21 protein-coding genes are annotated in these 22,331 nt (G+C 64.6%); 9 read left to right on the plus strand and 12 right to left on the minus strand.

What is annotated here, in order from left to right; translation table 11 throughout:
- Nucleotides 1-34 precede the first annotated feature (34 nt).
- Nucleotides 35-691 (minus strand): response regulator, encoded by a 657-nt coding sequence (locus HW466_RS05720; RefSeq protein WP_059772659.1) that lies wholly within the window; start codon nucleotides 689-691, stop codon nucleotides 35-37.
- A 360-nt stretch (nucleotides 692-1,051) separates the two neighbouring features.
- Here HW466_RS05720 and HW466_RS05725 point away from each other — a divergent pair, with 360 nt between their 5' ends.
- Nucleotides 1,052-1,234 (plus strand): hypothetical protein, encoded by a 183-nt coding sequence (locus HW466_RS05725; protein WP_151003039.1) that lies wholly within the window; start codon nucleotides 1,052-1,054, stop codon nucleotides 1,232-1,234.
- Nucleotides 1,235-1,814: 580 nt separating this feature from the next.
- Nucleotides 1,815-2,471: a LuxR C-terminal-related transcriptional regulator gene (locus tag HW466_RS05730; RefSeq protein ID WP_170296601.1), complete on the plus strand. Its 657-nt coding sequence runs from the start codon at nucleotides 1,815-1,817 to the stop codon at nucleotides 2,469-2,471.
- Nucleotides 2,472-2,716: 245 nt separating this feature from the next.
- Here HW466_RS05730 and HW466_RS05735 read toward each other — a convergent pair whose 3' ends face one another.
- The 6 genes from HW466_RS05735 to HW466_RS05760 form a co-directional block, all read right to left on the minus strand.
- A complete protein-coding gene (locus tag HW466_RS05735; RefSeq protein WP_151003035.1) occupies nucleotides 2,717-3,883 on the minus strand; it encodes a CfaE/CblD family pilus tip adhesin in 1,167 nt (388 codons plus the stop codon).
- Nucleotides 3,884-4,029: 146 nt separating this feature from the next.
- Nucleotides 4,030-6,735 (minus strand): TcfC E-set like domain-containing protein, encoded by a 2,706-nt coding sequence (locus HW466_RS05740; RefSeq protein ID WP_151003033.1) that lies wholly within the window; start codon nucleotides 6,733-6,735, stop codon nucleotides 4,030-4,032.
- 91 nt (nucleotides 6,736-6,826) lie between these two features.
- The gene (gene cblA / locus HW466_RS05745) at nucleotides 6,827-7,327 is read right to left on the minus strand and encodes a cable pilus major pilin CblA (protein WP_060347157.1); all 501 of its coding nucleotides are present in this window, start codon (nucleotides 7,325-7,327) and stop codon (nucleotides 6,827-6,829) included.
- 3 nt (nucleotides 7,328-7,330) lie between these two features.
- Entirely contained in the window at nucleotides 7,331-8,137 is an 807-nt protein-coding gene (locus HW466_RS05750; protein ID WP_275405500.1) for a fimbrial protein, read from the minus strand.
- A 527-nt stretch (nucleotides 8,138-8,664) separates the two neighbouring features.
- Complete coding sequence (locus HW466_RS05755; RefSeq protein ID WP_059448900.1) at nucleotides 8,665-9,795, minus strand: 3-deoxy-7-phosphoheptulonate synthase; 1,131 nt, start codon at nucleotides 9,793-9,795, stop codon at nucleotides 8,665-8,667.
- A gap of 166 nt (nucleotides 9,796-9,961) precedes the next feature.
- Nucleotides 9,962-11,269: a lipase family protein gene (locus HW466_RS05760; protein ID WP_151003029.1), complete on the minus strand. Its 1,308-nt coding sequence runs from the start codon at nucleotides 11,267-11,269 to the stop codon at nucleotides 9,962-9,964.
- 374 nt (nucleotides 11,270-11,643) lie between these two features.
- Between HW466_RS05760 and HW466_RS05765 the strand changes: the two genes are divergently transcribed.
- Complete coding sequence (locus HW466_RS05765) at nucleotides 11,644-12,066, plus strand: hypothetical protein (RefSeq protein ID WP_151003027.1); 423 nt, start codon at nucleotides 11,644-11,646, stop codon at nucleotides 12,064-12,066.
- Between the two features lie 83 nt (nucleotides 12,067-12,149).
- On the opposite strand, the gene HW466_RS05770 is transcribed toward HW466_RS05765, so the two are convergent.
- Nucleotides 12,150-12,860, minus strand: a complete 711-nt coding sequence (locus tag HW466_RS05770; RefSeq protein ID WP_059501375.1) for a YceH family protein — start codon at nucleotides 12,858-12,860, stop codon at nucleotides 12,150-12,152.
- Nucleotides 12,861-13,270: 410 nt separating this feature from the next.
- Between HW466_RS05770 and HW466_RS05775 the strand changes: the two genes are divergently transcribed.
- Together HW466_RS05775 and hutC are read left to right on the plus strand one after the other, a co-directional pair.
- Nucleotides 13,271-14,035, plus strand: a complete 765-nt coding sequence (locus HW466_RS05775; protein WP_151003025.1) for an SDR family oxidoreductase — start codon at nucleotides 13,271-13,273, stop codon at nucleotides 14,033-14,035.
- Nucleotides 14,036-14,079: 44 nt separating this feature from the next.
- Complete coding sequence (hutC, locus tag HW466_RS05780) at nucleotides 14,080-14,817, plus strand: histidine utilization repressor (RefSeq protein WP_059448894.1); 738 nt, start codon at nucleotides 14,080-14,082, stop codon at nucleotides 14,815-14,817.
- 100 nt (nucleotides 14,818-14,917) lie between these two features.
- On the opposite strand, the gene HW466_RS05785 is transcribed toward hutC, so the two are convergent.
- Together HW466_RS05785 and HW466_RS05790 are read right to left on the minus strand one after the other, a co-directional pair.
- Nucleotides 14,918-15,766 carry a phytanoyl-CoA dioxygenase family protein gene (locus tag HW466_RS05785; protein WP_059807197.1) on the minus strand — a complete coding sequence of 283 codons (849 nt, stop codon included), beginning with the start codon at nucleotides 15,764-15,766 and terminating at the stop codon, nucleotides 14,918-14,920.
- A gap of 31 nt (nucleotides 15,767-15,797) precedes the next feature.
- Nucleotides 15,798-16,601 carry an ABC transporter substrate-binding protein gene (locus HW466_RS05790; RefSeq protein WP_151003023.1) on the minus strand — a complete coding sequence of 268 codons (804 nt, stop codon included), beginning with the start codon at nucleotides 16,599-16,601 and terminating at the stop codon, nucleotides 15,798-15,800.
- 487 nt (nucleotides 16,602-17,088) lie between these two features.
- On the opposite strand from HW466_RS05790, the gene HW466_RS05795 reads away from it, so the two are divergent.
- The 4 genes from HW466_RS05795 to HW466_RS05810 are packed head-to-tail and all read left to right on the plus strand — an operon-like array spanning nucleotide 17,089 to nucleotide 19,502.
- Complete coding sequence (locus HW466_RS05795; protein ID WP_059448891.1) at nucleotides 17,089-17,568, plus strand: helix-turn-helix domain-containing protein; 480 nt, start codon at nucleotides 17,089-17,091, stop codon at nucleotides 17,566-17,568.
- The gene (locus HW466_RS05800) at nucleotides 17,565-18,251 is read left to right on the plus strand and encodes a nucleotidyl transferase AbiEii/AbiGii toxin family protein (RefSeq protein WP_059807229.1); all 687 of its coding nucleotides are present in this window, start codon (nucleotides 17,565-17,567) and stop codon (nucleotides 18,249-18,251) included. Before HW466_RS05795 ends, HW466_RS05800 begins: the two co-directional genes overlap by 4 nt.
- A complete protein-coding gene (locus HW466_RS05805; protein WP_174905530.1) occupies nucleotides 18,220-18,582 on the plus strand; it encodes a hypothetical protein in 363 nt (120 codons plus the stop codon). The genes HW466_RS05800 and HW466_RS05805 overlap by 32 nt, the downstream gene beginning before the upstream one ends.
- A 53-nt stretch (nucleotides 18,583-18,635) precedes the next feature.
- Nucleotides 18,636-19,502: a LysR family transcriptional regulator gene (locus tag HW466_RS05810; protein WP_151003021.1), complete on the plus strand. Its 867-nt coding sequence runs from the start codon at nucleotides 18,636-18,638 to the stop codon at nucleotides 19,500-19,502.
- A gap of 60 nt (nucleotides 19,503-19,562) precedes the next feature.
- On the opposite strand, the gene HW466_RS05815 is transcribed toward HW466_RS05810, so the two are convergent.
- Together HW466_RS05815 and HW466_RS05820 are read right to left on the minus strand one after the other, a co-directional pair.
- A complete protein-coding gene (locus tag HW466_RS05815; RefSeq protein ID WP_151003020.1) occupies nucleotides 19,563-20,747 on the minus strand; it encodes an amidohydrolase family protein in 1,185 nt (394 codons plus the stop codon).
- A 68-nt stretch (nucleotides 20,748-20,815) separates the two neighbouring features.
- A complete protein-coding gene (locus tag HW466_RS05820; RefSeq protein WP_151003018.1) occupies nucleotides 20,816-22,015 on the minus strand; it encodes an amidohydrolase family protein in 1,200 nt (399 codons plus the stop codon).
- Between the last annotated feature and the right edge of the window lie 316 nt (nucleotides 22,016-22,331).

Raw genomic sequence — 22,331 nt, forward strand, 5'->3', positions numbered from 1 at the left:
TGCGGGAGCTCGAGCACAGCCGCTCATTGACGCGCTAATAGATGTCCGGCAGCACGCGTTGTGACGTGTACACGACCTGATATAGCTCGGCGTCCCGCTCGACACCGAGCTTTTGCATGGCCGTGGATTTCTGCAAGCTGATGGTCTGCTTGGTGCGATTCAATCGCGCAGCGATTTCACCGACCGACATTCCCGATATATAAAGCCGCAAAACTTCGAGTTCGTTCCTGGTCAGATCCCGAGGTTTGCGCCCGTCGTTCGCCTCGTTCAGCAAGCGGCGCACGGTCGGCGAGCAATAGGTCTCGCCGCGATGGACGGCCCGGATGGCGGCAACCAGATGCCTCGTGTCGTCGCCCTTGCCGACAACTGCCTTGACGCCTGCGCCAATCAGTTTCTCCGTCAGATTCCTGCCGCTCAGCGCGGTGAACACGATGATCGGAAGATCCGGAAAGTGCGACCGCAGGTAAGTCAACATGGTGAAGCCGTCGTTGTACTTGCCGTCCGGCATATCGAAATCGGTCACCAGAACATCGCACGCATTCCGGGAAAGCAACTCGACGATCCCGGTGGAGTCGCTGGCCTCTCCGACGATGCGAAAGTCTCTCAGGTTCTGCAACGCCGCTCTTATGCCGGCAAGAATTGACGGATGATCGTCGGCAATGAGTATGTTGATACGTGTATCGGGAGGCATGGAGGCTCCCCTCCAAATCAGTTCACCAAGTCTGATCGAATCTGGAGGATATGAACGATGTCGAATACGGGAATCGTCCTAAGTTGTAGTGTTCATATCACATTCCCGCGAGGTACACCGCGGTGACGTTGAAGGAATCCGGTCGGCTGTTCGAGCAGATTCATTCACGCTCGCGATTGTCGACATGATGTCCTTGACCGCGTCGGCTAAACATAGGAACCGTCCTAAAAATTCCCGCGTCGAACCATTCGGGCACGACTGCCTCCATTTTTTTGAACTGGCAGGAGCGAAACAGTGTTCGCATTCCAAACCTCAGGCGCAAGCGCCGGTAGATCATGATATCCGGTCGGGATTAACTGCATGGGCACGGACTACCGCATCAGCGTATCGTCCGCCTTCGCCTTGGCAATTGCTGCCTCAACCGATAGTCGTATCTCGATCCGACGCTCGATCTACCGCGTCGTCACGATTCGCACGAGTGCGGCTGCGGCGGCAATACTCAAAAGCACCGCGCAAAACCTGACTTGTCAGATGGAAATATGACGTCCACGTCTGCATACTGGTTTTCGTCGCACCACAATTTATCGAGAACACTGGTCGATCGTCCTGCAGCTTTCCCAGCGGGAGCAATGCCGGAGATGCGTTTTTCTGTAACCGGACGCACCTCCAGGTGCAACACATTCATGTTCCGCACTCCGGCTCGCAAGCCGGAAATGGAGTGAAATCACTAACAATGTTGATGACATCCGTCATTCTTCGCATTGCGGCCGACATAGCGCTCGCATTCACGATCGCTCGTCTTTCTGCTGCAATCACACAAGACTCCGGAGCGCGGCTCTGCGGCCCTTTGGTCGCCGCTCCACCAGTTGATGCCGCCCAACACGCATTGCTCGGCCTGTCGCCGCACACCGCCCCGTTTCTCACATTTCACGTCGCGTACAGCGACGACCGAAGCCCCCTCGCCGTTTTCATCGCACCGCACATCTCCTCACGCTGCATACCGCCGTCTGACTCGTTGCGATTCCTGCCGACATGAAATCCGGGAAGAGGCGTTTTGCAGAAGCCGCGATTTCGACCATATCGCTTAACGACTCAGCGTTTTTGGGAATCGATGGATATCCATATGATTGATCTGTTAATCCGTGTCATCGTCGCCGACAACCACCCGGTTTCCATCAGAGGAATCAAGAATATTCTCCGCACCGCCCCGTCGATCAGGGTGGTGGCCACATGCAAGACCGCGACCCAGCTGGTCGACACGCTGAGCAAAACCAGGTGTGACGTCGTGGTGTGCGACATGCTGGCGCCATGTCACGACACACCGGGCGGCATCGAGCTCTTCAGGCACATCACCGCCAAATTTCCAACCGTCAAGATCGTCGCACTGACGCTCGGCGGGGGAAGCGTGCAACTGCACAAACTGGCGGCGCTGCGAGTCTCTTCGATATTGACGAAATCAGATCCGATCGAGCACGTCGTTCCCGCGATATATTCGAGCGTGCTTTGCAGCGGGGGAAGCTACAGGTCGCCCAGAGTCGCAGAGACGATTCAGAATGCCGACTCGTATTCGAGAAGGCTGACGCCGCGGGAGAGCGAGGTTGTCCGATTGTTTGCGAGCGGCTTGCCGGTGAAGGATATTGCAGTGCAGCTCGGGCGAAGCATCAAGACAATAAGCTCGCAAAAGCGCAGCGCCATGAAGAAAATGGGCGCCGCGAGCGATGCTGAATTGATACGGGCCGCCCTCGATGGCGTGGGAGGCGATTCGTCGCATGTCTTGTAGATTCATCCGGCGATGTGTTCGCCACGCACGTCGTCGGAACGGTCGGGCGTGCCGTCTGATCGGACGGCCTCTCTCCCCTCCACGAGTCGCGCCGGACCAACGCGCTGATCGAACGCCGGCGGCGACTCCACAACGAGTACCGCCCCATGGCGCACGTCGTTATCAACGTCCCGCCACGGTCCGTCGAACCTGGCTGGATTCCGAGCATCTCACGCCGGGAATACGCGTCAAGGATTCCGCAAGCGCTAGAGACTTGCCGACGAAGGCGTGAACGTGATCGTCAACTTGTTGCTGTACTTTCCGGGGCGCTTCCACGCCGACTGGAATTCAGGTGTCTCCAGCGTCAGCGGCGTAGGCGTGCAGACGACCGGAACCGCGATGCCGGGCAACGATACCGTCCGCCCCGCGCTGTTGTTCACACCTTGGAGCCGGACGGTCTCGTTGTTCGGCAGCGCGATTTTCTTGCCGGCATACGTGAGGCTCACGTTGTAGTCGACGCGGGACGCATACGCGCCGCTCTTGTCCGATTCGAGGAGCACGGAATAGCTGCCCTGGTCGCGCCGATCGATCGTGAGGCCGTCGCTCGCGGTGACGTCGAACCACGTGCTCTGCGAGTTGTAGCCGTCGTACAGGCACATGTCGACATTCGACGTGCCGCTCAGCCGGCTGCCGTTCGGCAGCGTGCGCAGCTTGAGGTCGACGACGGGCGTCGCATTCGTGAACTCGGGCAGATAGATCTGGATGTTGTTCTTGTCGGTAACGTTCAACTTGATCGCCGCCTTGAATACCGCGATTTTCGGATGCTTGCCGCCCCATTGCCTCAGGTTCAAGAGAAGGTTTCCCTTCCAGATTCCACCGGTTGGAATCTTCTTGAGTTCGTCGGTGGGAATCGTGACGTCGAGCGCCTTCCCGTCATTGGTGACCTTGCGACCGGACTCGCAGAAGCGGGGTCCGAAGATTGCCGTTTGGATGGGGAATGAGTGCTCACTACGGACTTCGGAAACAACATTGCCGTCGCAATCCAAGTGGCCAGTGAGCACGTATGCTCCATCAAGATTAAGTACGGCGGTGGCGCCGGTCTTTTCCTCCGTGAACTTCAACTTGATCGCGGTAGAGTTCCCCGACGTACTCCACACCGGGTCAGTCGGGCAAGCGCCGGTAGCCGAATCGGTGGTGGACGCGCATGTCCATGAATTTCGCCCCCATTTTGGTGCGTCGCTCGTATCGTAGCCCCCTGACGCCTTGTCGAAGATCTTTACCTCCGCCTGAGTCGTTCCTCGATCCATCGTGGCTTCCACGGTGTCGTTGCGATTGGCAGGTGCCTGAAGCGCCGCCGACGCATCGACTGAAATCGCCCCCAGCGCAGCGGCGAGCACGATGGCCCGCCAGTGAGATTTGTTCGCTCGTGTCATTTGAATCGCTGTGTCCTTGTGTTCCGGGCGTCGTGAGCACCTACTGCGCGACCGACATCTCGATCTCTCGATCATCAAACGGATCAAAGTAAGGCATGACGCACGCGGATCAGCCCGCCCGCGCCGATCCGGTCATGTCCCACCACTTACCGCGACGCGTCATCCGCGCCCGCCGTCCGCGCCCGCACCGACGACATCACATAGCGCTGCTGCAACAGCTTCTGCACGCGCGCCTGCTTGCGCAGCGCATCGGGCAACGCATTCGGCCCGGCCACTTCGCATCGCACCTTGCCGACCATCATCAGCACGTCCTGTCGACGCTTGACGTGCAACGGGCAACGCATCAGCGTCGGCCCGTCCACGACGAACAGTTCGTCTTCCTTGTGGTCGAGTTCGGCAATGAAACCGCCCTCGCCATCGAGCGGCGGCATCGAGCCGTTGAGAATCACGCTGTCCGACAGCGGCATGCCGCCCGCCGAGAACGCCTGGCCGACGTACGTGTACGTCACCTTCGCCTTGACGTCGCGCAGCGCGAGTTGCCCCGGGACCATGAACAGCGTGCGCTTGCCGAGACCTTCGGTCACGCTCGTGGCGCCCGCGGCCGATTGCGCGCCGGCGTCGTTCACTTCCGTCGTCACCGGCGTGAAGGCGGAGACCGGCAACAGCGCGCGCTGCCCGAAGCCGACCTTGATCTTGCGGCTGCTGTCGCTGCCTACCTCGGCCGCCATCCCGTGCGCATCGTCGCGGCTGCCAACCTTGACTGCAAAACCCGCGAGCGGATCCGATTGCGACGCCGATGCACCGAGAAACACACCCTGCCGGGCGACCGCGAACGACGACGAGTAGCTCGCCGTCACCGACGGATTGTTGCCGCCGCTTTCGCGGCTGTAGCTGTTCGCGACCGACGCGGCAACGTCGCCATAGCGGCCGTTCCAGCGGCCCTGGACCGTCCCCGTCAGGCTGTCGGTGCCATAGCCGGACACGCCAAGTGCGACCTCGCGATACGTGTCGCCCTGCCAGTTCCAGTTGCGGTCGAGCGTGTAGTTCGTCGTCGTGTTGCTGCGATCCGTGCGCACGTCGACGCCCGCCGCCGTATAGGCGGACGCGCGGCCCGGCTGCGTCGCGTGCTGTGCCATCGACAGCGTCACGCCGACATAGCCGCCATACTCGTTGTTCGCGCCTGCGCTGCGGTTCGCGTATGCGCCCACCCGCAGGTTCGCGTTGATCTTGCGCCACGTCACCGATCGCGACAGCGCCAACTGAAGCGCGCGCGACACACGGTCGTCCTGCGCGGAAACAGGCCGCGACCACGGGCGTTCCGACCCGTCGATCATCCATTCCTGAGGGCGGCCCACGCTCTTGTTGTACGTGTAACCGAGCATCGCCGACCAGCTTCCGATCGGGAACGAGACGGTCGCATTCAGTGTGTCGTAGCAGCCCACGTCGCGATACGACACCGACGGTCCGTTGCACGACGGGCCGCGCATCTGGTAGCGATACACGCTCCACGACACGCCGTCGGCGAACGAAATCTGCTGCGTATTGCCGCGTGCGCCGTCGTTCCCGACGAACACCGCGCCACCGGCGGAGAGGACGCCCAACGGAAATGCATGACGCCACTCGAGCGCCGTTTCGTTGTAGATCTGCCCGCCGACGGTCGCGACGCCGCTCGTCAACGTCACGTCGCCCGGCAGCGGAATGCGCACGCCTGCGGCGGCGGCCACGCCGTTCGGCGCGTCGCGGTCGGCCGCACGTCCTGCCTGCGCGAACCATTGCCGCGTGCGCGAGTTGATGCCACCGCCCGTCTTCGTAAACGGCGTCGTTTGCGTGCGCACCTGCACGCCGTTCTCGAAGATGCGCAGCGTGAGCGGATACGTGCCTTCCGGAAAGCGCGAGGTATCGAGCGCATTGACGCCGGCCTTCATGTAGACCGTGCCGAGCAGTTCGTTGCCGCGATAGGCGTCGATACGCGAATCGCGCGGCAGCAGCAGCGTGACCGGCGTGCCTTGCTCCGCGACTTCCGGATTCGTATACGCGAGCGTCGTGCCGACGCGCACGCCGTCGAGTGTGCCGACCGGCAACATCGTGAAACCGAAGTTGCCGCCAAGCGTGCTCGCGAGGTTGCGGTTGTCCATCCGCCCGGCTTGCGCATAGTGTTGCGAGCCGATGTCGTGGCGGTAGTAAATGTCCTGCAGATCGACGCGACTGTCCGAATTCGCCGCGTAGCTCGAATGGGTGAAGGCCCAGTTGCCGCCGATGAAGCTGTTCGGCGTAAGGCCGAGCGCGCCCGTGCCCGACACGGACAAACTCTTGTAGCCGCGCCCGCCGGAGAGGTTGATCGTCTGCTGATGGATCAGCGCGTTCTCCGTCATCGGCGACGGCTCGCGGAAACGGCGGTCGCGCTCTTCGGTGGTCAGCCAGGCGCGTGAGAGAAACAGCTCGATGCTGCCGTTGCTGTCGTCATAAATCACGGCCGCGCTGTCGGTCTCGACATACCCGCAACCGTTCACGCCGGTCTGCCCGCCGCACGCGAGATTGCCGTTGCGCGCCATCGGCTTCGACAGCGCATCGCCGATCTCCGACACGCTCTTCGTCGGATCGAGACGCTTGCCGAGTGCTTGCAGCAAACGATCTGTCTCCTCGAAGCGAATCGTTCCCGGTGTCACGAACACGCGAAACAAACCGAGCGATTCGCCCAGAAAATTCACGTCGATGCGCTCCTCGCTTCCTGTCACGATATCTTCGAAGCCAGCCGGCACGGCCGAAGCGGCGTATGCGGACGACACGAAGTCACCCACACACAGCGCGCTGAGGCATGCAACGACGGTCTTCTTGAGATCGAATGGGATCATGAATAGCGAGCAGGCGTAGGAAATGATGAAAAAGGAAGAGAAAAAGAAACGGGCGCGCCCGTCAGGCGCGCCCGCCGGCGAATCGGAGGTCTTAGCCGCCCGATGCCGCGCTTTGCGTGACGATCACGCTGACGAGGCCCTGGTAGTTACCGGAAGCCGTGACCGGCTCGACGGTCTTCTGACCGATCGACAACGGCAGCACGTTCGAGCCTTGTGCCAGTTCACCCGGGAACAGCTCGGCAGTCTTCAGCGTCGCTGCCGTGGTGGTCAGCTCGGTTTCGCCCAGCTTGACCGACAGCGGGATCTCGTCAGCGCCCGGGTTCGTCTGGTTCTTCATCGACGGAGCAGCCGCGAGGCGGATCTGCAGGTCCTTTGCCTTGTCGTTCGTGAAGATCTTCGTGTTGACCACGGCCGGCTGAAGACCGGAGCCCGGCAGATACTGCATCTGCATGGTCGTCGGCAGCGCCGAACCGTCCGCCGACAGCATCTCGAGCGTCGTGTCGATGTTCGCGGTCACGGTGATGTCCTTCTGCACGGCGTGAGCCGACATCGACATGAGCGCAGCGGCAGCGATCGGAACGAATTTCAGCATGGGTTAATCTCCCTGGTTGGTTGAAACAATGGTTCGACCCGGTTGGGTCTCGGTATTCGCGCCCAAAGCGCTCGTCGTGTTGCCGGAATGCGCGGGCACGACCTTCTGCTGTACGCCCGGCTTTCCCTCAACCCGATACTTGATCCGCACGTAAGGTGCGGGGTGCAGCCCGTCCAGCTTGAATTGCTGGTCGGGGTAGACGCTGCGTTCGAACTTCGTCCACTCGCACGACGATTCGTCGCGCTCGGACCGGCATGCGCCGGCTTCGAGCAAGCCGAGCCGGACGTTGCCGGTGTTGAGCAGCGAGCCGTGCGACAGCTTGAAGTTGGCCACCGCCGTTTTCGGCAACACGCGAATGAGCGGCGCCCAAACGAGGCTGAAGTTCACCTCGCCGGACACGTTGCCCGTCGCGTCGGATTCGTCGTCGGACGGCGCCGCAACGGGCTGCAGATAGACGCGATACAGCACCTCCTTCTGCGGCACGCCCAACGGAATCACGCGAACGAGCCGCGTTCCGCCAGCCGGCAATGCGAACTTCGCTGGAGAGATCACGATCGCGTCATCGCCGGAACTCATGCTGCTCACCTCGCGCTCGTGAGGTGTCGCCGGATCGATCACGCGTTTCGCAATTGCCTTCACGTACTGCGTCGTCTCGGATTTCGAGTAGACGCGCAATTGCGCTGCGGACCCGCCGCCGGCTCCGATGGATGCGGCCATCGGATAGACGGTCATGTTCGCGCTGGCGACGGACGAAGCAAGCGATATCGCGATTGCGGCGAGCCACACTCCTCTTTGACGGATTTTTCTCATCGTGACCATTCGGATAACTTAATAACTACAAATTGATCTCACATTTGGACAACCTGCCAGACGTGGTTCAAGACATTTCAGAAAACTGCGAACAGATGCGCCGTTTCTCGTGCAGCCCGCGCCGTTTCAGACGCCTCGGCTCCCGCAACGCATCGCATGACTAGAATTTTGCTGAACCAAGCGGGGCCTGAATATAAGAATTGTCCTAAAGATGGCTAGATCTACGCCGATTGCACGCGATAACAACGACAAAATCCGAAATACGCGCAGACGACTCGCAAGCTGTGCGCATGGCGCGGCAAGCACGATCAGCAGACATCCCGGACTGCGGCAAATCGTCGAGTCATACGACACGACTGCCGGCAAACGAGGAGCGATGCACACGGGCAGGACGCCCGCGCGCACGGCGAGAGACTGGCCGAACGCAAGCGCGCGTTCGGCATACAGGGGGGTTTGATCGTTCGCGCGACCGATCGCCGTCGGCGCATCGAACGGGACGGCGGCGGGCGTGGCTCGCCGCCGTTACATCACGCGTTACGCGAATACACCCGGCGATGCCTGACCGCCTCGGCGAGCACGTCGAGCACCGGCTCCGTCTGCGTCCAGCTCAGGCACGCATCGGTGATCGACACGCCATACTTCAACGGCACGCCCGGCTTCAGATCCTGCCGCCCCGCCTCGAGATGGCTCTCCACCATCACGCCGACGATCCGGTGCTCGCCCTGCCCCAGCTGCCGCGCGAGATCTTGCGCGACGTCGATCTGCCGCTCGTGCGACTTGTTCGAGTTCGCGTGCGAGCAATCGACCATCACCTGCTCGCGCAGGCCTGCCTTGCGCAGCACCGCGCAGCTCGCCTCGACGTGCTCGGCATCGTAGTTCGGCCCGCTCTTGCCGCCGCGCAGGATCACGTGCGCGTCGTCGTTGCCGCGCGTCTCGAAGATCGCGGCCATGCCCATCTTCGTCATCCCCATGAACGCATGGCTCGCGCGCGCGGCGACGATCGCGTCCGACGCGACTTGCACGCCGCCGTCGGTGCCGTTCTTGAAGCCGATCGGGCAGCTCAGCCCCGATGCGAGCTGGCGATGGCTCTGGCTCTCGGTCGTGCGCGCACCGATCGCGCCCCACGCGATCAGGTCCGCGATGTACTGCGGGCTCAGCAGGTCGAGGAATTCGGTCGACGCCGGCAGGCCGAGCGCGTTGATGTCGAGCAGCAACTGCCGCGCCGCGCGCAAGCCTTCGTTGATGCGGAAGCTGCCGTCCAGGCGCGGATCGTTGATGTAGCCCTTCCAGCCGACCGTCGTGCGCGGCTTCTCGAAGTACACGCGCATCGTGATCAGCAGGTCGTCCTTTAACGCATCGGCGGCGGCCTTCAGGCGGCGTGCGTAGTCGAGCGCCTGATCGTGGTCGTGGATCGAGCACGGGCCGACGACGAGCAGCAGCCGGTCGTCGCGGCCGTGCAGGATGTCGCCGATCGCTCGGCGCGTATCCTCGACGAGCGTCTGCGTGGCCGCGGGCACCGGCAGCTCGTCCTGCAGCAGCGCCGGCGAAATCAGCGGACGCACGGCGCCGATGCGCACGTCGTCGATGCGCGTGGTGTCCTGCGTCGCGTCGGCAACGCCTACCTCGCGATCGTGGGAAGGATTGTCGAGGTTCTGCATGGTGATTCTCCGGGAGACGTCTGGAATGATGTGCAGGCTCGATTATGGCACTCGCGCGAGGCGGCAGCGACGCACGGCGGGGGAATGCGATCGACGTCAAGACGACAGACGAAAACGGGCGATCCGCGATGGATCGCCCGGCGATTCGCGTCGATGCGAATGGCGCCTAATGCAGCGTTTCAGGGGCGAGCGAATTGCTCGGCAGCAGAGCCGTCAGCGCGCAATTGCTCGGCGCGGCTTTCCCGGCGAAGCGGTCGTAGAGCCATGGCAGCATTCCGGCGACCCACGGCGCGATCGCGCCCGCATGTTCGAGCGGATATTCGGTGTACACGACCGGCACGCCGCTCGCGCAGAACTTCTGCGCCAACGCACAGACATCGTATGCAAGCATCACGCCGTCGCCGACCTGGCTGCTGAAAGTGCCGTCGAGCACGCCGGCCGTGCCCTGGCCGATGAACATCGGAATCGTCGGCGACGCAGCCAGCCCGGCGTTCACCTTGTTCGCGTACGTCACATATGCCGGAATGCTGTTGATGTCGCTCGCGTACTGCGGCTTGAACAGCGTCGCCCAGCGCAGCCCTGTGTATTTGGGCAGGATATAGGCAAGCGACTGGTTCTGGATGTCGTTGAACACGGCGACGCCCTTGTCGCTCAGATACGGCGTCAGATCGAAGCCGAAGCCGCGCGACAGCCCGGCGAGCGCGGCCGCCGCAACGCCGCCCCAGACGATGCTGCCGTCGACGTAGCGCAGGTTGTGCGCGGGATCGACCAGCACGCCGCCTTCCGCGGCGCCGACGAGCTGCCTGTTGACGTCAGGCGCGTAGGTGGGCGCGAGTTGTGCGGCCCAGTTCGTCGCGATCGCGCCGCCGGAGTAGCCGATCATGGCGACCTTGCTGGAAGGCGCGAGGCCCGTCGACGGCGTGTTGAGCGCCGCGCGGATCGAATCGAGCGTCGTCATCCCGTATTCGGGGCCGGCCGCGAAGTCCGCCTTCTGGCCCTCCGTGTCGGGCACGATCACGTTGTAGCCGAGCAGCAGCAGCGTCGACAGCGGAATCGATTCCGCGCTGTAAAGCAAGGTGCCGACGTTGATGACCTTCGTGACGTCGCGGTCTCCGGCGATCACCTGCGACGGCTCGTCGTAAGGGTTCAGCGAATCGTAGGCCGACTGGTACGAGATTGCCTGGCCGTTGCTGGCCGGGCTCCGAATCACCGACGTCACGTTGACGACCGGTTGGTTCTGCGCATTGCTGGTGCGATACAGCAATTGCTGAGCGGTCAGCGCGGTCGGAATGCCGGCCAGGTGATAGGTGACGGTTCGCGATTTGAGCACCGTGCCGGGTGGAATCGATTTCAACGGCGTGGCGTCGGTGTACGCGTAGAACGGATCGGTGACGGTCGCGGCGTCGGCATGGGCGGACGACGCGGTGACGGCCAGCACGGCGGCCGCGATCGCCATCAAACGTTTCGAGGACATTGGATTTTCCCCCTGGGGATAACCTGCATTTCATCGAGGAAGTTCGCTGTGGCGCGACTTGTCTGGATTGCGGCGTCAAGGCGGGGGCCGGGCCATCGGCTGTCTCCTTTGAGTGAATCGTCCTGTCTGTTTTCGATATGTAATTTAGTAGGACTACAAACCGGATGAATTGAATCACAGTGCGAGCGGAGGCGATGCGGATTTCGCGTTGTTTGAAGGTAAACGCCTAAACCGCGTCGCGGCGATCGCGCGCCGCGAGGCGTTCCGGCCGCATGGCATGCCCGACCGTCGCGCGTCGCCGATGTACCGTGCGATCATGATGGTCCGCCACCGATCGAGCATCGCGTTCCGCGATCCACGACTCACACGCACACATGAAAAGGACCCTTGCCGCGTTGCTGCTGTGCATTGCATTGCCTGCGTCTGCCGAAGTCAGCACCGAGGTGCTGTGCTTCAGGACGACCGGCGACAAACCCGTGCGCTTCGAGTTGCGCACGTATTACGACGACGTGGCGAAGTGGCAAGGTGGCGTCGTCCGCTATGCGAAATCGAAGACGGCGATTCCGCTGCTGGTCAAACACGTGGATCAGGAAGAACTGGCCGAAGGCCGCCCGTACCAGTTCACGACGACGTGGTGGGAGATGGTCGACGGCAAGATCAACGGCGAATACGAAATGGTGAGCCAGGGTGCGATCGTCTATTCGATGACGTACACCAATGCGCGCACCGGCAAGAAGACCGATTTCGCGTGGGCGCAGGACGTCGATGCGTCCGGGAAGGCGGGGTGCCGCTGGTAGCGCGGATTCGAGCAGGCTCGGCAATGGCGTGCCACCCCGTGCGCCCTCGTCCGCGCCGGTGTCGAGTCGGCCCGGGCGGCCAATCAGCCCGCTTCGCCCGGCGTATCGACGTCGATCCCCAGCTCGCTCGCCATGCGCTGAACCAGCGCGTTCAGCCGCGCGACTTCATCCGCAAGCCGTTTCTGCTCGGCCTTCAGCGCCTCGAACTCCGACGGCGGGACAGAATCCGCGCCGCCGCCGGCATCCGGGCCGGCGAATTCGGCGGCGCTCACTTCGCCGCACATCAGGTGCATCCAGCGATTCTCGCGTGCACCGGGCGCACGCGGCAGCCGGACGACGAGCGGCTGCGCCCGCGCCGCGAGTTCGTCGAGGAATGCCTCGACCGACGAGATGTCCGCGAAGCCGTGCAGGCGTGCGCTGTTCAGGCGCAGTTCGGCGGCCGTCTGCGGGCCGCGCAGCAGCAGGATCGTCAGCAGCGCGATCGCCTGGCTCGGAATTCCGAGCACGCGGTTCATGTTGTGCTCGAAACGCGGCACGCGGCTGCTGCTCCCTTCCATCACGAGGCTCAGGTGCTTGAGCCCGTCGAGCGCGGTCGTGACTTCGTCCTCGCTGACGTTCATCACCGGCGAGCGCGCGGTTTTCTGGTTGCAGCCCGAGGTCAGCGCATTCAGCGACAGCGGATAGGTGTCCGGCACCGTGTGCTGCTTCTCGACGAGCACCCCGAGAATGCGGGCCTCGAGGGGCGTGAGTTCGCGCAGGGCGCGTGGCGTGGGCATGTCCGGCGTGGTGTTCATGGATGCGTCGCAGCGTGCGGCAAGTGAGAGGAAACGGTCGCGGCCCGTTCGGCATCGCGAACGGGCGAGCCATATGATAGCTCGCGACGCGGGGCCCTGCGCCACTCGCCGTCATCGCGTGCGCACTTGCCGCAGGCCGCTTTCGTCCAATGTATCGGACGCGCGGCTGCACATGCGTTCGACGTCGCGCATGCGAATTCACGCACCGCGCCCGCGCGCGGCGGCGCCGCGCGTTTGCGCGTCGCGCGGGCCGGCGCTACGATACGCTTTCACCTGGAGATGCGGCACCGCTCGCGGCGGACCTCGCATGCCATGCGAGCACCGCGCATCGCCCGTCCCGCACGCCGTGCTGCCGCCCGCCGATGCGCGCCACACGTCGACACGGTTCATCCGCTCACTCGTTCACCGCCATGACTGCATCCACTTCAGCGCCGCACGTGCGCGCCATCGTCACCGGACACACGCGCGGCCTCGGCGCGTCGCTCGCCGAACAACTTCTGCAGGAAGGCATCGCCGTGCTGGGCGTGTCGCGCAGCCGCCATCCGTCGCTCGCCGCACAGGCCGGCAATCGCTTCGCCGAAACCGAACTCGACCTGTCGGACACATCGGCCGTCGCGGCGTGGGCGGCCGGCGACACGCTGCGGCGCTTCGTCGACGGCGCATCGATCGTGCTGCTCTTCAACAACGCGGGCATCGTCGATCCGATCGGCCCGCTCGACGCGCAGGACCCGGCGCTCGTCGCGCGCGCGGTCGGCCTGAACGTCGCGGCGCCGCTGATGCTGTCGGTCGCGCTCGCGCAGGCGGCCTCGGCGCCGACCGAATGCCGGATCCTGCACGTGTCGAGCGGCGCCGCGCGCAACGCATACGCGGGCTGGAGCGTGTACTGCGCGACCAAGGCAGCGCTCGATCATCACGCGCGTGCCGTCGCGCTCGACGCGAGCCGCGCGTTGCGGATCTGCAGCGTCGCGCCGGGTGTCGTCGATACGGGCATGCAGGCGACGATTCGCGCGACCAGCGAAGCCAACTTCCCGATGCGCGAGAAATTCGACCAGTTGAAGGCGAGCGGCGCGCTGTCGACACCCGAAGCAGCCGCGCGGCAATTGATCGGCTATGCGCTGAGCGATGCATTCGGGTCCGTGCCGACGGCCGACGTTCGCGAACTGTCCGCGACCTGATCCGGGATAGAATTTCGCGGTCGCCCTTCCCCGAGGATCCACCGATGGTCACGAAGACCACCGCACCGTTCCAGCAGATCAAGACGCTCGTTCGCCAGAACGTCGATGCGGGCGATTGGCGCCCGGGGGATCGGATTCCGTCCGAGCTCGATCTCGCCGCGCAATTCGGCGTCGCGCGCATGACGGTCAACCGCGCGCTGCGCGAGCTGACCGAGGAAGGCGTGCTGAAGCGCATCGCGGGCGTCGGCACTTTCGTCGCGGAAGCAAAGCCGCAGTCGAACCTGCTGATGATCGCGCACATCCGCGACGAGATCCGCGCGCGCGGCCACGAGTATCGCTGCCGTGTGCTGAGCCAGTCGCGCGAGCCCGCGTCGTTCGACGTCGCGGCCGCGTTCGGGCTGACGGTCAATACGCCGGTCTTTCACGTGGTGTGCGTGCATGAGGAAAACGGCCGCCCGATCCAGCTCGAGGATCGCTACGTGAATCCGGCCGCGGCACCCGAATTCATCGACCAGGATTTCGAAGTCGAGCCGCCATCCGAATACCTGTTCAACAACGTGTCGCACTACGAACTGGAAATCGAGCACGTGGTCGACGCGTCGCTGCCGACCGGCGAACAGGCGCGCCTGCTCGACATGCGTGCCGACGAGCCGTGCCTCACGCTCACGCGCCGCACCTGGACGAACGGGCTGCCGGTCACCTTCGTGCACTTCCTGCATCCGGGCAACCGCTATCGGCTCGGCTCGCGCTTCAAGCCCGGCGCCGGGCGGCACCAGACCTGACGCTTTACCGACGCTCGACAACGATCGCACGCGGCGGCCGCTTCATCGCGAAACGGCCGCCGCGCGCGTGATCGGGCGCGGCGTCGTCGATCCTCGCCGTTCAGATCGCTCCGACCTGTCCCGCGCCGCGCGACCACACGACCGGAAACAGCGGATGCTCGAGCGGTGCGCCGTCCGGCAATTCGTCGGCGAGCCCCGGGAAATCGGGCGACGTCTTCCAGCGGCGCGGCGCGTGACGGATATCGTCGCCGACGAAGCGGATCGAGAACGCGCGCCGGCGGTTCTGCGTCCCGCCCGACGCGTGCAGCGTCAGCATCCGGAAGCACACCATGTCGCCCGGCTCGAGCGCCCAGTGGCGGATCGGGAACGCCGAACGGTCGGCTTCGATGTCGGGCAGGTCGGCGAGGCTGCCTTCGGGGAACCACTTCGCCTCCTTGTCCATGAACGTGCGCGGCATCAGCCACGGCCCCCGGTGCGAACCCGCGACGAATTCCAGCGTCGATTCGAGCGGCACCGGATCGACGGGAATCCACATGCTGACGTTGTCGTCGCCTTCGATGTTGTAGTAAGGCTGATCCTGATGCCACGGCGTGCGCTGCCGCGTGCCGGGCTCCTTCACGAGCAGGTGATCGTGATGCAGCCGCACCGTCCGCGTGCCCATCAGCGCGGCGGCTACCGACGGCGCGGGCGAGCGCACGATGAAGTCGCGGTACGCGTCGTTGTGCTGCCAGTTGCAGAAGTCCTCGAAGAACCAGCCCGGGTCGTCGGGCCGGCTCGCGACCTTTGCGCGCTCGCTGGGCTGCGCGAGGTTCGCGTCGATGCCGGCGCGCAGCGCGGCCACTTCGTCGGGCGAGAAGATGCCCTTGATGCATACCGCGCCTTCTTCGCGGAACGCGGCGATCAGTTCGGGCGTCACGGCTGTCGCGACGCGGTCCTGGATACTCGTCATGGCTTGCCTGTCGATTGAATGAGTCACGGGGTCACGGTGCGGTGCTCAACTGCTGCTTCGCGCCGTAGATGTCGAAGTCGAAATATTTCGCGGCGATCTTCTGATACGTGCCGTTCGCGCGGATTGCGGCAATCGCGTCGTTGAGCCGCTTTTTCATCTCGGCGTCGCCCTTGCGCACGCCCATCGCGACGCCGTAGCCGGTGATCCGCACGTCGGTCACGTCGGGGCCCGCGAATGCGTAACCCTTGCCGCGCGGCGTCTTCAGGAACGAATAGCCGGCCTGCGTCTTGTCCTGGAAGGTCGCGTCGAGACGACCGTTCACCAGATCCTGATACACCTGGTCCTGGTTCTGGTACGACACGATCGTCACGCCCTTGGTCGCCCATTCGGCCTTCGCGTACGTCTCCTGCGTCGTGCCCTGGTCGATCCCGACACGCTTGCCGGCGAGCGATGCGGCGGTCGGCAGCAGCTTCGAGCCGGCCGGCGCGACGAGTGCGCCCGGCGACGCGTACAGCTTGTTCGAGAAGTCGATTTGCTTGAGGCGCTCGTCGGTGGCCGTCATCGCGGACATGATCACGTCGAACTTGCGCGCGCGCAGCGCCGGAATCATCCCGTCGAAGCTCTGCTCGACCCATACGCATTTCGCGCGCAACTGCTCGCAGATTGCGTTGCGCAGGTCGATGTCGAAGCCGGCGAGCGAGCCGTCGGGCTGCTTCGCCTCGAACGGCGGATAGGTGGGATCGATGCCCCAGCGGATCGTCGCCGTGTCCTGCGCGAACGAGACGAGCGGCGCGAACGCCATCATGGAAGCGACGAGCTTTGCGGTTCGATTCATGACCTGTCCTTTGTGATCTCTACGTGGCGGGCAAGCGCCGGACGTCCGGTGGGGAGCGTTGCGCCGGCATGCCCGGCGCGGTGCGCGAACGACGGGGACTTCGATGAAACTGCGATGCAGTCTAGACCGCTCAATTTTTGAGCGCAAGAGGGGCAATGACGGGGAGCGGATTAGGCAGAGTCGGGCGACGAGATGGCGACAAAGAAACGCACTGTTGATGAAAAATTGACAATTTATACGTTATTTTTCGCACATATCGAGTGACTTTGCGGCGTAAGACTCGTCTCCAACCGCACAAGTTTTCGTCGATATTCGCATGGTTGAAAAGTCCACGCAGTAGGCTCGTCACAACCTTTTCCCGACGTTCTTTCGCATGGACAGGCGACGCATCCTATACCGCGACAGTGCCCAGAGTGACAATGCTCATCACCGAGATGTAAGATATAGCTTACATTTGTGCGTATCGAACGTGCGCCCGGAGGTCAACATGCAACTCTATGAAATCGGTCAGGCCGTTGCAAAACGGAGAGCGGAACTTGATCTCACACAGGCTCAGCTTGCAAAGCTCGCCGGATTGTCTCGCCTGACGGTGAATCAGCTCGAAACCGGCAAGGTCAAGGATCTTGGAATCAACAAGCTGATTCCGTTACTCAGCGTGCTTGGCATCGAACTCCTGGCGCAGCCACGTCCCGCTCAAAGCGGTCTCTACAAGGCCGTAGTGAGTTCGAACGTCAGCTACAAGGGTGAATTGACCGAGAGACTGCTGGCCGACGCTTTGACCTCGGGACGGATTCCGGCCGGGTACGAATCGCAGATATCCGTCATCCTCGACGAGGTGCCGTTGCCAGTAGTGGTGAAGGCTGCCGAGGAAGCGGCCGAACGCTCCGGCACGCCGCTGCGCGCCATCTGGAAAAACCTGGCCGCATGGTCGAAAGATCTTCATCTGTACCGGGAGGTATGGGCATGATCGCGCCAGCCGAGTTGCCCGATGGCCCGTGGCAGGATCTTTTCCGCCAGGCGCTGACGCTTATCGACGAGATACGGAAGTACGGCACGTCCCGTCCGTTCTGGACATTCGGCGGCGGCACCGTCCTCATGCTGCGTCACGGACATCGTGTCAGCAAGGACATCGACATCTTCGTACCCGACCCGCAGTATCTCGGGTACGTGAACCCTCGCATCAGCGACGCCGCATCCGAGATCACGACCGAGTACGAGGAACATGCAGGTTTCGTGAAACTGGTGTTGCCCGGCGGCGAAATCGACTTCGTGGTCTCTCGAAACCTGATGTCCCCCGGTTACGACGAATGGACGCTGATGGACCACGTCGTCAAGGTCGAGACTTCAGCGGAAATCGTAGCCAAGAAAATGTGGCACCGCGGAGATCGCCCCACCGCGCGAGACCTGTTCGACCTCTGCCTGGTCATCGAGCGGGAACCGGAGAGCTTGCTGGAGGCAAGCGCATTTCTCGTTCGCCATCGCGACACTTTCCTGAGTCTGCTCAACGAGCGTCGTGCGTTCGTGCAGTCGCGCTTCGACGATATCCGGACACTCGGCTATACGCCGTCGTTCGACTACTGCGTGAAGCTGGCCGACGCGTTCCTCCGGCAGCTTCCCGATGTCAGCCCGTCGAAATCGCCTCCCCGCTGAGCCGCCGACCTCCCGCCGCCAGAATCCGCTCGATCTGCGCATACCGGCGGCCGCGCGCATGCAGCAGCGGCATCTCGCCGTTCGAATCGGCCAGCTTCGCGTTCGCCGCTGCATCCTTCGCGTTGACGGCCGCGCCAGCGCCGATCGGAACGCGCGCCGCCTACACGTGATTGCCGTGCGTCGCGAGCAGCAGCGCCGTGCGGCCCTGCCGGTCGCGCGAATCGATGCGCACGCGACGCCCCGGGAGCGCGCGGACCTCGCCCGCATCGCCGCGATCGGCCGCACCGCGTCCGGCGAAACCGCGATTGCCCACCGCCGCACGCCATGTTAAAAGTCGTCGCGCATATTTGAAAACGAAATGTCCGAAGCCGGAAAAGTGCGGAAATGAATAGACCTTTGTTCGACCTCGACTTGCTGCGCGCACTCGTGATGGTCGCCGACTGCGGCAGCTTCACGACCGCGTCCGCGCGCCTGCACTCGACGCAGTCGACGGTCAGCCAGAAGGTTCGGCGGCTGGAGGAAATCGCCGGGCATCGCCTGCTCGACCGCGGCACGCGCGACGTGCGGCCGACGGACGCCGGCGTGACGGTGCTCAGCTATGCGCGGCGCATGATCGCGCTGAACGACGAGATGCTGGAGGCGCTGTCGGGCACGACCGTCGCGCTGACGATCCGGCTCGGCGTACCCGACGATTTCGCGGCGGGCCGCACGACCCACGCGCTTGCCGCGTTCAAGCGCGATCATCCGCAGGTGAAGCTCGAGGTGACGTGCGGGCTGAGCCGCGACATCTGCGCGGCCTACGATCGCGGCGAGCTCGACCTGGCGCTGATCAAGCAGCGGCGCGACAGTCGCGAGGCGGTGGTGCGCTGGCCGGAGAAACTGCGCTGGATCGACAGCGCGCAACATCCGACGATCGAGCTGGACCCCGTGCCGCTCGTCGTGTTTCCGCCGCGCGGGCTCTATCGCGACGACATGATCAAGGCGATCGAGGAACGCGGCCGCCGCTGGCGGATCAGCTTCACGACGTCGAGCCTGAGCGGCATCCAGGCGGCCGTCGCGGACGGGCTCGGCATCAGCGTGCTGCCCGCGCGCGCGGTGACCGACGACCACGTGATGCTGACCGAGGAACACGGCGGCTTCGCGCCGATCGAGAACATGGACATCGCGATCCTGCATCGGCCGACGGCCGATCCGATGGTCAGCGAACTGACGAAGGCGCTCGCGGCGATGCTGGAGCACGAGGACGAGTGAGCACGGCGGCGCGGGCCGGCATCGACCGGGCCAACGCGCCCTCGCGATGCAGCGCTCGGCTCAGACGAGCGCGCCGTTGCGCGCGACGATCTTCCCCGACGACACGACGAGCCGCCGCGTCGGCCGCGCGACGACGGCCTCGGCGAACGTCAGCGCATCGACGAGCACGACGTCCGCACGCTTGCCCGCCTCCAGACCGTAGTCGGCGAAGCCGCACCCGCGTGCCGCGCCATGCGTCACGCACTCGAGCGCGACTTCGAGCGCATCGTCGCGGCGAAAATTGTTGCGCATGCCGATCAGCATCGCGCGTTCGAGCATGTCGGGCGAACCGTACGGCGTCCACGTGTCGCGCACGCCGTCGTTGCCGCCGATGACGGTCACGCCGGCCGCGCGGCATGCGTCGAGCGGCGGCACCGGCACGTCGGCCGGCGCGGTCGTGACGATCGCGACGCCGAGTTCGGCCATCCGCGCGAGCAGCGCGTCGCGTTCGCGCTCGGCAATGTCGCCGAGGCAAAAGCCATGGCTGATCGTGACCTTGCCCTGCATGCCGAGCGCGGCGGTGCGCTGCAGGATCAGATCGAGCGAGTACGCGCCCATCGACCCGCGCTCGTGCAGGTGCAGGTCGAGCCCGCGGCCGTGACGCTCGGCGATGCCGAACAGCACGTCCACCGCCTCGACCGGATCGCCTTCGATCGCGCACGGGTCGAGCCCGCCGAGCAGGTCGGCGCCCGCAGCCAGCGCATCGGACAGCAGCGCGGCGGTGCCGGGCCGCTTCAGCACGCCCGACTGCGGAAACGCGACGATCTGGAACTCCACCTGGCCGCGCAGCGTCTCGCGCGTCGCGAGCACGCCGTGCAGATGCCGCAGGCCGGCCTCGGTGTCGACGTCCACGTGCGTGCGGATGCGTGTCGTGCCGGCCGCGAGGAACGCGCGCGACAGCGCGAGCGACGCGGCGCCCGCATCATGGCCGCTCGTCGCGCGGTAGTGGCGCTCGTTCTCGATGCGGTCGACGAGGCGCGGCCCCACCGCATTGCGGTACCACGGCATCCCCCAGTGCGTCTTGTCGAGATGCGTGTGGCCTTCGACGAGGCCGGGCAGCGCGAGCGCGTGCGCACCGTCCTCGATTGCGCAGCCGGCGGGCGCGTCGAGCGACGGGCCGACGCGCGCGATGCGCTCGCCTTCGATCAGGATGTCGAGCGCTTCGTCGGCATGCGTGCGGACGTTGCGGATCAGCAGGTTCGTCATGTCGGTTCCGGTGTGGTCGGTCGGTACAGGCGCGTCACGATGCATGCAACGCGACGGCGCCCAGGTCGTCATCGCGCGAAGCGCAGTGCCGGCGCGAACGGTGCATCGGTATCGCTCTCGCCGCGGCGAAACACCCAGCGTTCGGCCGGCACGCCGGCGACGGCGGCCGCCGCATTCGGTGCGGGCACCGCGACGAAGCTCGCGTCGCAGCCGACCGCGATGCCGTAGTCGGTCTTGCCGATCGCGCGCGCGCCGGCATGCGTCGCCATGTCGAGCGCGATGCCGAGCGCTTCGTCGGTGTAGAAACCCGAGCGGTAGCCGACCATCATCGCGCGTTGCAGCATGTCACCGTTGCCGTACGGCCACCACGCATCGCGAGTGTTGTCGTTGCCGGCGAACACGTGCACGCCCGCATCGCGCAACTGCCGCACGGGCGGGAATGCGCAGTCGCCCGGCGCGTTGGTCAGGATCGACACGCCGGCGTCGGCGAGCGCGGCGGCCGCACGCGCGACGTCGCGATGATCGACTTGACCGAGTGCATATGCGTGGCTCACGTTCACGCGGCCGCCGAGGCCTGCGGCGCGCGTGCGGGCCGCGATCCGCAGCAGTTGCGCGATGCCGGTTTCGCCCGGTTCGTGCAGATGGATGTCGATTTTCGCGCCGCGCTTCTCGGCGATGCCGAACACGATGTCGAGCTGGCCGTCCGCGTCGCCGTCGAGCGTCGTCGGATCGATCCCGCCGACCACGTCCGCGCCTTCGCGCACGGCCGCATCGAGGATCGCGGCGGTGCCGGGGCACGTCACCACGCCGGCCTGCGGAAATGCGACCAGTTCGATGTCGACGATTCCGCGCCATTGTTCGCGCGCGGCCATTACGGCCTGGAGGTTCGACAGGCCCGTCGTCGCGTCGACGTCGACGTGGCTGCGCATCGCAATCGTGCCGAACGCGGCGGCCTGCGCGATCAGTGCATTCGCGCGCTCGACGATCGGCGGCGCGGCCGCGAGCTGGCGCTTCTCGATCGCGAGCCGCTCGCGCAGCGAGCCGGCCGGTTCGTGCGGCACCCAGCGCTCGCCGACGAAGCTCTTGTCCAGGTGAATGTGGCCGTCGACGAAGCCGGGCAATACGACGCGCCCGCCGAGGTCGATCGTTTCCATGCCGGGCGCGGCGGTGCAATCGGCCCCGATCGCGACGAAGCGGCCATCATGGACGACGAGGTTGACGGGGCGGCCGTCGGCATCGACGGCGTTGGTGAAGAAGCGATCGGTCATGGCTCGAAACGTGAGTGGGCCGTCGTTATGCAACGCCGACGTGAATGAGAGGGGGAGCGGCAGTCGGCGCGACACTGTGCGTGCCGTCGGCTCGGAATGCAGCCACGATATCGGACCATGCGGCGAGTGGCCAATTAAATGTCGCGATGCCGCGCATTCGATTTCGCAATATGCGGCGCGAGCAGCCGGCCGTGCACGGGTGACGGCGGGGTCCGAACGCAGCGACGACGGCACGCGTCGCGCCGATAGCTGTCCGTCCAACAAGCGGCCGCGAAACGACGCGTCGACCAGCCGCGTGTGCTGCGATTTACGCGGC

Origin of the sequence: Burkholderia territorii (assembly GCF_902833055.1) — a bacterium.
Taxonomy (GTDB): Bacteria; Pseudomonadota; Gammaproteobacteria; order Burkholderiales; family Burkholderiaceae; genus Burkholderia; species Burkholderia territorii.